The organism is Chryseobacterium sp. BLS98, assembly GCF_001045445.1.
GTDB lineage: Bacteria > Bacteroidota > Bacteroidia > Flavobacteriales > Weeksellaceae > Chryseobacterium.
Genome location: NZ_LFNF01000002.1, coordinates 971,092 through 986,691 on the forward strand (window position 1 = coordinate 971,092; position 15,600 = coordinate 986,691).

12 protein-coding genes are annotated in these 15,600 nt (G+C 38.3%); 7 read left to right on the plus strand and 5 right to left on the minus strand.

All coding sequences use genetic code 11. The features are described from left to right. Window positions 1–230: 230 nt before the first annotated feature. Window positions 231–461 carry a hypothetical protein gene (locus ACM40_RS09445; protein WP_131705353.1) on the plus strand — a complete coding sequence of 77 codons (231 nt, stop codon included), beginning with the start codon at window positions 231–233 and terminating at the stop codon, window positions 459–461. Between the two features lie 3 nt (window positions 462–464). After that, complete coding sequence (locus ACM40_RS09450) at window positions 465–722, plus strand: hypothetical protein (protein ID WP_048502546.1); 258 nt, start codon at window positions 465–467, stop codon at window positions 720–722. Window positions 723–836: 114 nt separating this feature from the next. Here the strand turns inward: ACM40_RS09450 and ACM40_RS09455 are convergent, their stop codons facing one another. Further along, window positions 837–2,048, minus strand: a complete 1,212-nt coding sequence (locus ACM40_RS09455) for a type IX secretion system plug protein domain-containing protein (protein ID WP_048502547.1) — start codon at window positions 2,046–2,048, stop codon at window positions 837–839. Between the two features lie 70 nt (window positions 2,049–2,118). Here ACM40_RS09455 and ACM40_RS09460 point away from each other — a divergent pair, with 70 nt between their 5' ends. Next, window positions 2,119–2,757: an MBL fold metallo-hydrolase gene (locus ACM40_RS09460; RefSeq protein WP_048502548.1), complete on the plus strand. Its 639-nt coding sequence runs from the start codon at window positions 2,119–2,121 to the stop codon at window positions 2,755–2,757. Window positions 2,758–2,984: 227 nt separating this feature from the next. Here the strand turns inward: ACM40_RS09460 and ACM40_RS09465 are convergent, their stop codons facing one another. The 3 genes from ACM40_RS09465 to ACM40_RS09475 are packed head-to-tail and all read right to left on the minus strand — an operon-like array spanning window position 2,985 to window position 8,143. Beyond that, window positions 2,985–5,414: a TonB-dependent receptor gene (locus ACM40_RS09465; RefSeq protein WP_048502549.1), complete on the minus strand. Its 2,430-nt coding sequence runs from the start codon at window positions 5,412–5,414 to the stop codon at window positions 2,985–2,987. Between the two features lie 18 nt (window positions 5,415–5,432). After that, complete coding sequence (locus tag ACM40_RS09470) at window positions 5,433–6,911, minus strand: trehalase family glycosidase (RefSeq protein WP_048502550.1); 1,479 nt, start codon at window positions 6,909–6,911, stop codon at window positions 5,433–5,435. A 2-nt stretch (window positions 6,912–6,913) separates the two neighbouring features. Then, window positions 6,914–8,143, minus strand: coding sequence for an MFS transporter (locus tag ACM40_RS09475; protein ID WP_048502551.1), 1,230 nt, complete (start codon window positions 8,141–8,143; stop codon window positions 6,914–6,916). Between the two features lie 123 nt (window positions 8,144–8,266). Here ACM40_RS09475 and ACM40_RS09480 point away from each other — a divergent pair, with 123 nt between their 5' ends. After that, window positions 8,267–9,172 (plus strand): AraC family transcriptional regulator, encoded by a 906-nt coding sequence (locus tag ACM40_RS09480; protein ID WP_048502552.1) that lies wholly within the window; start codon window positions 8,267–8,269, stop codon window positions 9,170–9,172. 193 nt (window positions 9,173–9,365) lie between these two features. On the opposite strand, the gene ACM40_RS09485 is transcribed toward ACM40_RS09480, so the two are convergent. Then, entirely contained in the window at window positions 9,366–9,920 is a 555-nt protein-coding gene (locus tag ACM40_RS09485) for a thioredoxin family protein (protein ID WP_048502553.1), read from the minus strand. A gap of 155 nt (window positions 9,921–10,075) precedes the next feature. On the opposite strand from ACM40_RS09485, the gene ACM40_RS09490 reads away from it, so the two are divergent. The 3 genes from ACM40_RS09490 to ACM40_RS09500 all read left to right on the plus strand — a co-directional run bounded on the left by ACM40_RS09490 (window position 10,076) and on the right by ACM40_RS09500 (window position 15,514). Then, window positions 10,076–10,672 carry a TetR/AcrR family transcriptional regulator gene (locus tag ACM40_RS09490; protein WP_048502554.1) on the plus strand — a complete coding sequence of 199 codons (597 nt, stop codon included), beginning with the start codon at window positions 10,076–10,078 and terminating at the stop codon, window positions 10,670–10,672. A 359-nt stretch (window positions 10,673–11,031) separates the two neighbouring features. After that, window positions 11,032–12,192, plus strand: a complete 1,161-nt coding sequence (locus ACM40_RS09495) for an efflux RND transporter periplasmic adaptor subunit (RefSeq protein ID WP_048502555.1) — start codon at window positions 11,032–11,034, stop codon at window positions 12,190–12,192. 142 nt (window positions 12,193–12,334) lie between these two features. Further along, window positions 12,335–15,514 carry an efflux RND transporter permease subunit gene (locus ACM40_RS09500; protein ID WP_048502556.1) on the plus strand — a complete coding sequence of 1,060 codons (3,180 nt, stop codon included), beginning with the start codon at window positions 12,335–12,337 and terminating at the stop codon, window positions 15,512–15,514. Window positions 15,515–15,600 lie beyond the last annotated feature (86 nt).

A 15,600-nucleotide genomic window follows, 5' to 3' on the forward strand; every position in this document is an offset into this window, starting at 1 on the left:
TCAATGATTAAATAATTAAAGGAGGCTTTAATTATTTAATCATTTCAGTAAAAAGCCAAGTAACAAAAAAAATAAATAAATCAACACCCCCCCAAATAAATACACATAATCAATTAAAAACATAATTAAATAACATTCACCCCTTATTTTTTCAAAATAAAATTAAATAATTATATATTTTTTATTACCTTTACCCTATCAAACAGCTTCATTAACCCAAAAAATTAGAAATGATGAATGCAACAGCCAAAATTTTAGTACATAAGATTGAAAATTTTACACCTGAATTGCTGGAAACCTTAGCAAAAATGGTTGAGAATTTAGAAATCCAAAACAGGCTATCGGTTCCCCAGTTTCAGATTGACGAAGTTTTGTACAGAATTCAGTTTCATCAGGAAAACCCTAAAACAAAACTTGATTTTTATGAAAATATTTCCGACCTGAAAATGAACTGTGCCTAAAAAATGAATGTTCTTCTCTCTTCTATTGCCAAAAATGACATAAGGCTGCTTATGCGTGTTTTTAATACGGAAAAAGAAAATAAAGGGATAGATTTTCTTGAAGATCTGAAAGCATCCATCAATCAGATCCTGGCAACTTCAACCATAAAATCCAGTGAAATTGCTGTGAATAAAATGGAAAACTTCCCTGTAATTATTCATTATGTTTTCGAAAACGAAGAAAATTTATTTATAACAGCTATTTTTAAAGAATTGAATTAGCAAAAACGATCTGAAAACTATTATTATATTTATATGCCACTGGCAAAAAAACCTTATAATTTCTATAAGGTTTTTTTATTCATGTCTCGCCTGAAAAAGGTGAATATTATCTAATTATCTTACTGGCGTTCTGAATTCACCATATCCCATCAGACCGTCATAATTACGTCCGAAAGGTGCATAATACAAAAATGCCTGATACAGGTTTTCAGTCTGCCAGAAATTACCATTTACTTCTCCGAAGTTCAGAGATCCGTTGCTTTCTTTTGTAGCAAGGATATAATTATAGAACCCCTGTTTCAGAAATATTCTGGCTACATATTTTTTATTGGCAGCATCGTACTGCATCTGGTTTTCTTTGCTCGGTTTAAAATCATTAAAACCTCCCAGCACATAAATTTCCTTATCTACAGGATCAGAATCTAAAGAAAAATAAACCCATGAATAGTCAGCTTCTCTTTCAGCGTTTCTTTCCAGTCCCAGATCATTTCTTCTGTAGTACCATGCACCGTTTACATCAGGCTGGTACTGATAATTAAGAGGAAAAGCCCAGACAGGATGAAGATAAGTCTGATTGACCCCATCCTTAAGTTCTGTAGCGCTTACCATATCTGCCGCCATATTCATATTCTTATTATCAAAATAATAGAATTCGTTATTGCCGGGAAATGTTAAGTTCATTTGCTGGAAAAGCAACTGATTTCCCAATGTAGCACTTGGCTTCATATTATTCACAACAATATTCGGATTGTTGTTCTGCATGACATTTAAGGTCATGGAATTAACATTGGAGGACAGGTCTCCACCTTTTGAGGTGGCTTTCACCTCTACCCTTTGATTAACATTAGGATTCTTAGCATCCGCTATTCTTGAAATATTCAAAGCAACTGTGGCAGCATCTTCTACCAGATAAAAACGTCTTTTAAAAAGTGGCCTGTCTGCTGAATCTTTATAAACGATCAGCTCATAATTTCCCGATATTTTCGGCTGTATCTTATCATTTGGAAATGTAAGCTTGTAGTGAGTGTAAGCCTGCAAGGTATTGAAAGAATACTGGAACTGATCCAAAAGATCATTCAGACTTCCGGTAGCAAACTGTGTAAAAAACAGGTTGTCATCATTCCAGTTTCTGTCGTAATGTTTGATCGTATATCTGTAGATTTCACTGGCATTCGTAAGGTCATCAAAGCTTAAAACCAGCTGTTCACCGAATTTGATGACTGGTGTTTCATCATTCGTCTGCGGGTTGAATAATTGGATGCTCTGGATGTTTTGTCCAAAAGCTAGTCCGCTTAAAGAAAGTAAAAGTATTCGCAAAGTTTTCATTATGACGAAGATAGCGAAAAATCGGTATTTTCTTAATAATATCGTACTTTTGAAATAAAAAATATCAGTTATGCTTCAGATTCAAGGCTTCGTGTTCAATTTTGCCAGCGAAAATACCTACATCCTTTACAACGAAAATAAAAATGCCTGGCTGATTGACCCGGGAAATATGAACGAACAGGAAACCAAAGCTATTGAAAGCTTTATTTCTGAAAGCGGACTGAAAATAGAGAAGATTCTTCTTACCCATGCTCATATTGATCACGTTTTAGGATTACAGTGGGCTTTTGACGCTTTTAAGGTTCCGGTTCATATGCATCAGGATGACCAGGAAGTACTGGATATGCTTCAGGCAAGCGGAATGAGATTCGGATTCTCTGTAGATCCTGTAAAAGTAGACATTATATACGTTAAAGAAGGTGAAGAGTTGGAGCTGGATGGAGAAAAGTTTAAGATTTACCACGTTCCGGGACATTCTCCGGGAAGTATAGTATACCATAATGAAGGCCAGAAATTCATGATTTCAGGTGATGTCCTGTTTGAAGGCAGCATTGGAAGAACCGATCTTTATAAGGGAAATTATGACCAACTGATCACTGGTATAACGAATAAGTTATTTATTTTGGATGATGAGACCCAGGTTTTCTCAGGTCATGGAAATCCTACAACGATTGGATTCGAGAAGCAGTATAATCCGTTTTTTAAGTAGAACGCGATAAGAGGATTTGGGCGATAGGATTTGAGAGTTTCGAAGTGCGGGATGCGAGGTTAATTGTTGCGGGTGAAAGTCTGAAATCTGGCATCTTGGCTCTTGGTTCTTGACTCTAAAAATTCACCATTCACTTGCGAAGCAAAATTCACTATTGACATTCACAATCAAAAATAAAACCGCCAGAAAAAATATCCTGACGGTTTTTTATGAAGAAAATATAAGTATTAGAAATCAAGGGTAATGGAAGCTCTTACGGCTGCACCCATAATTGGTCTTGCCATAATAGTTCCGTCTCCGGTTGGAGAACCTGCTCTTGGGTCACCTTCCGTAATACCGATCGTATTAAAGATATTTGTTCCATCAACTGCAAAACGGATTTTTCCAAGCTGATAAGACATTCCGGCTCCAAATTCACTGAATGACGGTAAAGTCTGGACATTCAACTGATCCTGAAAACGTTTTCCATAGTAATTATAGCTTACATAGGTTCTCCACTGTTTTGTAATATTCACAGCTGGTGAAATATTAAAATACAGTTTTGGCATTCTTCTTACCACATTTCCTTCCAAAAGGCTTCCCTCTTCCAATCCACTGTATTTTGGATTCTGAATGGTTCCGTTGAAAGTAAGTTCCAATATATTGTTAAACAATCTTGCATACCCTTCAAGCTCAACTCCATAATTTTTAGTGTTGGCAAAGGTGTTTTCTGAAGTTCCATTGGAAAATACATCTGTAAATGACAGATTTTTAAGTGTGGAATAAAAAGGAATCACTGCAACATCAAATGTACGGGAATAATATTTGTACCCCACTTCTACCTGATTGGTTAATACAGGCTTTAACGGCTGATCCGGGTTAGGAGTGGTAAAATAATTATAATATGCCTCTTCATTTGGTGATCTGAATCCGTGAGAAAAACGGGCGTAAACAGCATTTTCCTTATTGATTTTATAGTTCGTTGCCAAAGTATAAGAAACCTTATCAATGTCATAACTCCAGTAGTTATATTTATTTCCCAGAACACTCATGTTATCATCTGCTGTTGTTGTGGCAAAACTATGTGTTCCATCAGTAGTCAGCCCTGAATTATTCAGGTTTGCAGTTGTGGTATTTACAGAATATCCTTTGTAGAAATCACGGCTATAACGAAGACCTGCATTAATGCTCAGATTATCTGTAACATTATAATCCAGATTTGCATACAGATCATTCAAGCTTCCCTGAACCTGAGAGTCTCTCAACAGGAAAGACATATCCGTAACTCCGTTATAGGTTTTAGAATAGCCTGTAGAGTTTGGAGTAAGAGAAGTATCAACCAAATTAAGAAGTTGCGGCTTGTCTGTTGCTGTTGTCAAAATATTACTCCAGTTCCAGTACTGATGGGATTTCCAGTTTGATTTATAGAAACCTGCTGTTACATTTCCTTTGTCAAATTTATAATTGAACTGAAGATCATTCACAAAATTATTCATTTGCTTATCAATAGCCCAGAAACCTAATTCCTGAACAAAAGCAGGATTCACAAGTGCACCACTGCTTACTAATGAATACTGATAATTATTTCCGGTTATTCCATTGGCGTTTGCAAAGCCTGCTCCGGTTTGAGGGCCTCCTGCCGGGAAAATCCCTGTATAATTCATATTGATATTGGTATATCTTGTTTTGTTTAAAACAGAGAAATTATTTCCAAGATCATACTTAAATTCAGCACCTAAAACATCAACTTTCGGATGAATTCCGTCTTCCAGATTTCTGCTGAAAAAACCGCCTCCTGCCTGAGGAATATTCAGCTGGCTGATTGTTCTGTAGCTGTAAGTTCCGTAGTTCGGATCAAAGCCGGAGAATTCTTTTAAATCGTTTCCGTTTTGTGTCAGAGGAATCGGTAAGAAGAAAGTATTTCTGTCATCCAGTTTTTTGTAATATACTTTCGCATAGCCTTTATCGAAGACATACTTAAGGTTCATTCTGATCTGCCCGCCGTTATTGGCTCTGAAACCTGTCTTTCTGATTCCATTATCTGTCCGGTAGAATCCGCCAACATTAAAGAACAGCTTATCCTGAACCAAAGCACCGCCTAGGTTAAGATCGGTACGCATAAGGCCGTAAGTGCTGGTTTCAAGCTTGGCAGTTCCTTTAAAATCATTACTCCCTTCTTTAGTAATAAAGTTGATAAGACCTCCCGGAGAGTTATTAGCATAAATGGAACCTGAACCTCCTCTCAATGCTTCCAGACGGCTTACTGAATTATCTACGCGGAAAAAATTATCTGCATTGGCAAACTGAAGGGCCCCGTCTTCAAAAACCGGAAGGCCATCTTCCTGTACCTGTACAAATTCATAAGCACCGGCAGAAGGAATACCTCTTGCAAAAAGGTTGTTCCCTACTTCACCTCCTGACGTTTCTACGGCAAACCCCGGAACCCTCTGTAAAAGTGCAGCAGCACTGATTGGGTTCTGCTTCTGGATTTCTTTTGCTGTAAAAGTGGAAATAGCCGTACTGGATTCTATTTTCTTTTTCGGTCCGGAGTTTCCGGTAATAACGATCTGATCTATGGAAGACGTCTTGATAGAGTCCTGAGGCGTTTCCTGAGCATACGCATTGTTAAAATATAGCGTAGCAGTGGCAGCCATTAAAAATATCGATCTTTTTTTCATAGCATGATTTTTATATAGTTAGTTTTGTTTTAATTTGAGATAGACCCCATTGGTCCACCCGAATCCGTCCTGATTCGGATATTCTCCACCTCCTGCAATGGTTTCAGTGTCCAATGCATTATACTTTTCCATTAATTTACCGGTGTTGTTGTATACTCTTTCCACGTTTCCGCACCAGTTGTTTTTTATTTCTTCGGCAAGCTGGTCGAAACCATAGCTTTTCATTGCTTTAAATCCCAGCCATTGATAAGGTGCCCAAGCATTCGGAAGGTCCCATTGTTGGCCACTTTTCTTTGTAGTAGTTACAAGTCCTCCCTGATAAAGAAATTTATCAGAAATGTTTTTGGCAACACCTTCAGCCTGCACTTGATCTGCCAGTCCTAGAAATAAAGGGTAAAGAGCAGCAATATGTTCAGACGGTGTGTTTTTGTGTTTTTTTAAGTGATAATCTTTATAACATTCAGTGTTTTCATCCCAAAAGTATTTGTTGATCATCTGTCTGCGTCTTGCTGCTCTTTCAGTAAAATAATTTTCTTTATCTGCCAGATTCAGAAGCGCTGAAGATTGGGCTAAAGTTTTCTCCAGATGCCATAAAAGGCTGTTCAGGTCTACTTCTGCTATGTTCAGTGTTTCTATCGTCTGTATATGTTCTCCGTCTGCAAACCATCTGCTGGAAAAGTCCCAGCCGGATTCACAGGCGCTTCTTATATTTCTGTAAAATTCCTCGCCTGTATTTTCACTATCCTCAATATCAATCAGGTAGCTTTCAGGGCGTGGTGCATTTTCTGCATCATAATACCGGTTCAGAATATCCCCGTTTTTCGTTTTTGCCACCCTTTTCACTGTGGAATCATTCTCCAGCCATTCTTCCCCATTCATCCAGAAAGCATATTCTTTCTCCAAAGTATCATGGTATTTAATGTAAATGTTCTCATCATTGGTAGTTTCAAAAAGCAGATCAAGCATCAGCGAAAAGTATGGCGGCTGGGAGCGGCTCAGGAAATGCGTCCTGCTTGCATTCGGAACAAAACCTACATTCTGGATTAAATACGAACAGTTTTCCACAATATTTTCCATCATTTCTGTTCTTCCGGAAACCTGTAACCCAAGCATTATAAAATAGCTGTCCCAATAGAAAAACTCATTAAAACGTCCTCCCGGAACAATGTATGGCTTTGGAAGTTTCAAGAGTGTTCCTTTTTCTTCATAAGCGGTACGAGTCAATTCATCCCAGAGCTTTTCAATGTGCTGGTCAATCGGCAGCTGGCCTTCCCTTTGAATTGAAATCCTGGCTCCGGGAAAATCGAAATTCTTCATCACAAAATTTTTCAGATCAAATCCTGCATTTCCTTTTTCCTTTTCATATTCCGCATTGATCTCCGAAACAGGAAACATAGGAACTGCATCCGTCATCATCTTCTGATCTTCAAAGATCCTGGCTCTCTGCACATCATCAAAAAGAACCTGAATTTCGTTTATGTAAAGCTGTTTATTCATTATTATTTCTTAGGATTTATTTTTAATTTATTCATGAAAATAGCTGAAATAATCAGCAGAGAAAGGGGTATCAGTGAAAGATAAAATGCCTGCTGTCCGCTGAATTCCTGGAACACAAAGCCTGTGATCATAGACCCTATTGTCCCTCCTATGGCAGAAAAAACTACGATAAGTCCGGACATGGCACTGTGCAGATATTTGGGAATAGACGCCAGAATCACAGAATTGATACTTGGATAAATCGGTGCCAGCAAACCACCCATTAATGGAAATAAATACACCACAAGCGGGGCATTGAACCAACCAGTACCTTCACTGATCTGGATATTGTGGGTTAATGGCAGAACCAAAAGTATGCTGATGGCAAAACCAATCACGCAGAAGGAAACCACATAGATCCAGCTGAATTTCTTGGAGAAAAAACCAGATAGAAATCTTCCCAGGGCAAAAGCTCCGGCTAAAACTGCTCCGGCCTGGATACTCATAGAAGTAGGCAGCTTTAAAATTTCCTTATAAAAAGTAGGCGTCCAGGTCTGGAAACTCTGCTCCACCAATACGAAAAGGAAAGCACACAGAAGAAAAAACAGCACTTTTTTATAGCTGAATAGGCTGATGCTGTTTTTAAGGTCTCCCAGCAAATCCGTTTTCTCGCTTCTGGCTTCGCTTTCATTTAATTTTGAAAAGAATAAAAACAGGAATGATAATGCTGAAAGGGTTCCCAACACCCAATACACATTCATCCATTGGGTTGATTTCGGATTATGATCATCTATAAATAAGCTGAAAAGCACATTTCCTGCCAGTACCCCGATCATAAAAAACCCTTCCAGAAAGCCCATAAAGCTTGAATGTTCCTTATCTGTATTTGTCACCAGACCAATAGAGGTAAAAACGGAAATCTTTATGAGCGCAAATGAAATTCCTACAATGGTAAATAACAGTTTGAAAAACCAGAAATCATTTGAAAACGGCATTACAAAACACATACCGCTCACCAGGAAAAGAGCGATGAGCATAGAATTTTTGATCCCTATTTTTGGCAGAAACGATGCCAAAATAAAGGAACATATAGCAATCGGAAGATCTTTAAAGCCTTCAAGGACACTGGCTGAAGATTTTGAAATTCCGAAGTTTTGCTGTACCTGAAGAATAACAGTTCCCACGGAATTCAAAAGAATCGCGAAAACGAAATAATTTAAAAATAATACAGCTTTAATATTGAAATTTTTCATGGAGATCATTTCTTGCCAGCTAAGATAGAAGCATTTGACTTAACATTAATTTAACACAATAAATCAATATTTGAACTATATTAATATAATTAGTATTTTTATTGAATAAATACGATTAATGAGATGAAAGTCAGTTTTGAAAGAATCATTCCAAGTGAAAAGAGCTCCTTCCGCACGCTGCACAACAATTCGCCGATCTCGGAATTCAAATGGGAGTATCATTACCACCCCGAAATTGAGCTGGTATGCGTGATTTCCGGGAACGGAACCCGCCATGTCGGGTATCATAAAAGTAATTATACGAACGGGGATCTGGTATTGATAGGCTCTAATATCCCCCATTCCGGTTTTGGATTGAATTCTACGGATCCTCATGAAGAAATTGTTCTGCAGTTCAAGGAGGAAATCCTTCAGTTTCCGCAACAGGAAGTGGAAGCAAGATCTATCAAAAATTTGCTGGAGCTTTCCAAATATGGGATCCACTTTCATTCTAAAATAAAAAAAATAATGCTTCCCAAGCTGAAACTGATGCTGGAATCAGAAGGCTACAAAAGATACCTGCTTTTACTTGAAATTTTATTTGAACTTTCCCAATGCAATGATTATGATCTTTTGAACAAGGAAATCATGCCGTATACCATTATCTCAAAAAATAAAACAAGACTGGAGAATATCTTTACTTATGTAGAACATCATTATGACAGGGAAATCAATATTGAAGATGTAGCCCGGATTGCGAATCTTACTCTCCCCGCTTTCTGTAATTTTTTCAAAAAGGCTACCCAGATTACTTTTACAGAGTTTGTGAACCGGTACCGCATCAATAAAGCCTGCCTGCTGATGTCTCAGGATAAAAGTATTTCAGAGTGCAGCTATAGCTGTGGATTTAATAACGTGACGTATTTTAACCGGATGTTTAAAAAATATACGGAGAAAACCCCTTCTGAGTTTATAAAGAATTTCTCACATAATAAAGTGAATGTAGATCTGAAGATTGAAAATGAGATGAAAATTACAGCTGGTTTTTAGAAATATGTAATCCTCTCTTCGTTTGTCATGCTGAGCGAAGTCGAAGTATTTTTCATACAAAATGTAGTTTATTTCCCGCAGATTGCACGGATGGCACAGATACTTATGTATAAAAAAGCTGCTCTTAAAAAGAACAGCTATATTATAAGTAAAATCAAAACTTTAAACTTTAATATTTAAACTTTGAACTCTATTACTTCCATTTAATATTACACCCCATGCTCGGTCTTTGAATCTCTTCCTGAGGCTCACCCAATAAAAGATTTTCAAAAGCAATGATGAGATCTTCTCCGGTTACATCTTTATTGTTCCCCGGTCTCGAATCGTCCATTTGTCCTCTATAGATCAGGTCAAGTTTATCATCAAAGAAATAAAAATCCGGCGTGCATGCAGCATCATAAGCTTTTGCTACGGCCTGGCTTTCATCATATAAATAAGGAAAGTCAAATTTTCTCTCAATCTGGAATTCGATCATTTTTTCCGGGGCATCTGCCGGGTATTTTTCCACGTCGTTGGCATTGATTGCAATGAATTCAATTCCTTTATCATTATAATCTTCATACAGCTCGTTAATCTTGTCGATCACGTGAAGTACAAACGGGCAATGGTTGCACATAAAGATCACCAGCGTTCCTTTTTCTCCTTTCAGCTCGTCCAGAGACTGAATTTCGTTAGTTTTTGACGGGTTCGGAAGCTCAAAAAAAGGAGCTTTGGTTCCTAGTGCCAGCATATTTGAGGGAGTATTCATATCCTTTATTTCTTTGTCCACAAAGATAAAGTTTCTTTTAATACAAGCCAATTCAGGAATTTATAAACTTGCGTTAAATGTTAAATATCAAATATCATTTGGAAGATATGTGTAAAAGTTTGTAGTTTTGCTAACACTGTTAGTAAATAAAAATCATGGGCTTACATGAACGCCGTCAACGAGAGAAAGAATCCATCCGTGCAAATATTTTGCAGGCTGCTTTCGGTTTGGCTAAAACAGAGGGCTGGGCATCACTTTCGATGCGGAAAATAGCAGATGCTATTGAGTACAGCGCTCCTGTGGTGTATGATTATTTTGAAAACAAAGAAGCCATTTTGTATGAAATTTCCATCAATGGTTTCCACTGTCTTCATATAGAATTATTAAAAGCGCAGAGAAAATTTGACACTCCGGAAGAGCAGCTTATTGCTATAGTGGATGCCTATTGGGATTTTGCTTTTAAGAATAAAGAATATTATCAGCTGATGTTTGGTCTGGGAATGCAGTGCAGTGGAAAAGGCCAGATGAAAGAGGAATTTTCTTCATTCCAGGACCTGATTTATGAATGTACCTACAACATTATCAAGAAGAACGGAAATAATACAGAGAATGCCTGCCATATGTCTCACGCTTTATTTTCAGCAGTACATGGCCTGATTTCTATTATGATGATGCGAAATACAGATATTCCTTCTACAATGAATAAAACGACTTTGGACGAAACAGTTTCTGCTTTTGTTAAGTCTCTGTAAATTTTTTTTGAATCAAAGATTAACACCGTTAGGAAAAATAACATCGAATAACAAGTAATTATTCAATTTAAAAATTAAAAAAACAAGCCATGGAAGCCATCATCCACATATTTCCGGAAAACTTTAGCCTTTCACTTAACACTGTTAGATAAATTAACACATAATTAATACACCTCATTATATATACATATCCAACATTAAACAGACAACTATTATGGAAATGACGATCTGACTCCTTTATTAAAAATTCTGAAATTTTTTTTGAACCTCTCATTAACACTGTTAGAAAAAATAACAGAATTTATTAAATGAACATTATCACTTAAATCTAACACTTCATTAAAAAAATTAAACCAACAATGAAAATACCTGGAAAAATAAGGTTTATTGTACTTATATCTAGTATTATCCTTTTGCAGAACTGCACCAAAGCAGCAGAAGGTTCCAATGCAGCACCGCCTGCACCGGAGCTTCCGGTTTATACCGTGATCACATCTCCAGCTACAACATATCAGGAATTTCCTACCGCACTGGAGGGTAAAAATAACGTAGAAATCAGATCTCAGGTAGACGGATACCTGGACAGGATCTACGTGGAGGAAGGTTCTTACGTAAGAGCCGGGCAACCTTTGTTTAAAATAGATTCAAGAAGCTATGGCGAGCAGGTGAATATGGCTCAGGCCAACCTTCAGGCTGCCAATGCCAATATCGAAAAAGCCAAAGTGGAAGTAGACAGACTTCAGCCTTTGGTAGCTGCAAAAGTGGTTTCTGATGTACAGCTAAAAACAGCAAAAGCTAATTATGCCGCAGCTGTTGCCGCAGCGTCACAAGCCAGAGCATCAGTAGGAAACGCAAGGATCAATGTAGGATTTACAACGATCACAGCACCTGTAAGCGGATACATCGGAAGAATTCCTTACAAAAAAGGAAGCCTGATCTCAAGAACAGATCCTAGTCCATTGACTTTACTATCGGATATCAGCGAAATTTATGCTTACTTTTCTTTAAGCGAGCTTGATTTTATTGCATTTCAGAATAAATATCCGGGAGCAAGTCTGGAAGAAAAACTGAAAAACATGCCGATGGTAGATCTGGTTATCGCCGACAACAGCATTTACCCTGAAAAAGGGAAGATGAGCATTGTAGACGGGCAGTTTGACAAAACAACCGGAGCTATAAGTGTCCGCGCTGTTTTTCCAAATCCACAGGGAACTTTGAGAACCGGAAATACAGGAAGAGTGCGTATGCCTCAGATGCTTTCCAATGCTGTCGTTATTCCGCAGGAATCTACCTTTGAAATTCAGGATAAAACCTATGTGTATATCTTAGGAAAAGACAACAAGGTAACCAGCAAACCGGTTAAAATTTCAGGAAAAACTTCAGGCTATTACTTTGTATCTGAAGGAGTTACTCCAGGCGATAAAATCGTTTACACAGGAATCGGGAACTTAAAAGACGGTGTTTCTATCAAGCCGAAAACAATTTCATCCGACAGTCTGCTGAGAGCTAAGCCTTTGTAAGTATCCTGAATACGAACTATTTATAAGAACTGTTTAAACTTATACAATTTATCTCAAAAGTCCATAAAAACTTTTAAACTAAAAACTTAAGTGTTCCAAATCAAATTGATAAAGGTTTAAACATTAAAAAAATAAACTTCTTATGTTAAAACAATTTATAGAAAGACCGGTACTTTCAACGGTCATCTCCATCATACTGCTATTGCTGGGAGCGCTTTCGGTTTTCAATCTGCCGATTACCCTCTTCCCGGACATTGCTCCTCCAAGCGTTCAGGTAACGGCCTTCTATCCGGGAGCGAACGCAGAGGTTGTGGCAAGATCAGTAGCAACGCCTATTGAAGAAGCAGTAAACGGGGTTGAGAACATGACTTACATGACTTCCAATTCCAGTAACGACGGTACTATGACGCTGAGCGTCTTCTTCAAGCAGGGTTCTGATCCCGACAATGCTGCTGTAAACGTTCAGAACAGAGTATCCAAGGCTATGAGCCAGCTTCCTCAGGAGGTCGTTCAAGCCGGGATTTCAACACAGAAAGTACAGAACAGTATGATCATGTTCATGGGATTGACCAGTGAAGATCCCAAGCAATATGACGAGTTGTTTCTGCAAAACTATCTGAAAATCAACATTATACCTCAGATACAGCGTATTCCGGGTGTTGCCCAGGCTCAGGTTTTCGGAACCATGGATTATTCCATGAGAATCTGGCTAAAGCCGGACCGTCTGGCAGCCAATAACCTTTCTCCGCAGGAAGTAATGGCAGCCATTAAAGACCATAACCTTGAAGCTGCACCGGGACGTCTTGGACAGGGAAGTAAGGAAACTTACGAATATATTTTAAAATATAAAGGGAAATTAAACCAGAACGGGGACTACGAAAATATTGCCATCAAAGCCAATAATGACGGTTCATTCTTAAGATTAAAAGATGTAGCCAGAGTAGAATTCGGTTCTTACACCTATACTGCAACCAACAGAGTTGACGGGAAGCCGGTAGCCGGGTTCGCTATCCTGCAGACGGCAGGTTCCAATGCAAACGACATTCTTTCTGAGATTGAAAAACAGGTAGATCAGTTTTCGACAACGCTTCCGAAAGGAGTAAAACCGATCATTATGTACAATTCCAAAGACTTTTTGGATGCGTCTATTCATCAGGTTGTTGAAACATTGATCATTGCATTTATCCTGGTATTCATTGTAGTATATATTTTCCTTCAGGACTTCAGATCTACATTAATTCCTGCAATTGCAGTTCCGGTAGCTATCATCGGTACGTTCTTCTTCCTGCAATTATTTGGTTTCAGTATTAATATGTTGACCCTGTTTGCATTGGTGCTCGCGATCGGTATTGTAGTAGATGATGCCATCGTTGTGGTAGAAGCCGTCCATTCAAAGATGGAGCATACCGGAATGCCGGTAGAGCAGGCAACCACGAATTCCATGAGTGAAATTTCCGGTGCTATTATCTCCATTACATTGGTGATGTGTGCAGTATTTATTCCTGTTGGTTTTATGCAGGGACCTGCAGGAGTTTTCTACAGACAGTTTGCTTTTACACTGGTGATCGCCATTATGATCTCAGCAGTAAATGCACTGACATTGAGCCCTGCTTTATGTGCTTTATTCTTAAATGATCCTCAGGGAGCACATGATGAGCACAGCAAGAAAAAAGGTTTTGGAGCTAAATTCTTCAACGCATTCAATGTGGCCTTTAACAATATGACCAGAAAATATATTTACAGTCTTAAATTTTTAATTAAAAACAAATGGGTTGCCGTAGGAGGTCTAGCACTTATTATTGCAGCCAGCGTTTTCTTAATTAAAAAAGCTCCTACAGGATTTATCCCGACGGAAGACCAGGGATTCGTTCTGTATGCTGTAAATACACCTCCCGGAAGTTCACTTGAAAGAACTAACAGAGCCACCGAGCAGATTGATAAGATCGTAAAAAGTGAAAAAGCCATGAATCACCTTTGGGTTGCCGATGGGATGAACTTCATCAGTAATGCAAATGCCTCCCCTTATTCTGCAGGTTTTATTAAGCTTAAAGATTATAAGGACCGTGGTGAAATGAAAGATCCGGATCAGATTGCAGCTGCTTTAACAGGTAAGGTTTCACAGGTAAAAGATGCCAATGCATTCTTTTTCAATTTCCCTACCGTACAAGGTTTTGGTAACGTCTCAGGTTTTGAGTTTATGCTTCAGGATAAAACCAACGGTTCTTTTGAACAATTGGGAGCAACGACACAGGCCTTCATCGGGGAGCTGATGAAACGCCCGGAAATTGCCTTTGCATTTACCACCTATGCTGCCGGAAATCCACAGTATACGATTGATGTAGATACGGATAAGGCCAATCAGCTGGGAGTTTCTGTAACGGAACTTATGCAGACCATGCAGATCTATTACGGAAGTAGCTTCGTTTCGGATTTCAACAGATTTGGAAAATATTACAGGGTAATGGCTCAGGCAGATATTCCTTACCGTACAGATGCCAACTCACTGGAAGGAATTTATGTGAAAAACAATACTGGCGAAATGGTTCCTGTAAAGACTTTAGTGACTTTAAAGAGAACTTTCGGACCTGAAACTGTAACGAGAAATAACCTGTTCACCGCTGTTACCATTAACGGAACTCCAAAACCGGGGTACAGCACCGGAGATGCCATTAAAGCAGTAGAAGAAGTGGCCCAGAAATCACTTCCTAGAGGTTTTGGATATGAATGGACCGGAATTACCCGTGAAGAGATTAAAACAGGCGGCCAGACAGCATTCGTATTCCTTTTAAGTATACTGTTTGTGTATTTCCTGTTAGCGGCACAGTATGAAAGTTATATACTCCCGTTTGCTGTAATTCTTACAGTTCCTACAGGAATTTTTGGAGTATTTGCCTTCACAGGATTAGCCGGAATTGATAATAATATTTACGTTCAGGTAGGTTTGATCATGCTCGTAGGATTATTGGCAAAGAATGCGATTCTGATTGTAGAATTTGCAGTTCAGAGAAGAAAAGCAGGAAAAACATTGATTGAATCGGCACTTCAGGCTTCAAGACTGCGTCTGAGACCTATTCTGATGACCTCATTTGCCTTTATTATCGGTATGCTTCCATTAGTTTGGACTCAGGGAGCTGCAGCAAAAGGTAATCATTCCATCGGAATCAGTACTGTAGGCGGAATGTTTACAGGAGTGGTATTTGGAATCTTCATTATTCCGGTGATGTATGTGATTTTCCAGTATCTGCATGAAAAAATGCCAAGCAGAAAAAAGAGAAGACTTCTGAAAAAACAGCAGGAAGAACTTTTAGCGACTGCTCATTAATAAATAAATGATGTACAAAACTTTGAGATATTAAAATTAAGTTTTCTGTGAACTGTTAAGGTTTCTTCAATATCCTTAATGGTTTA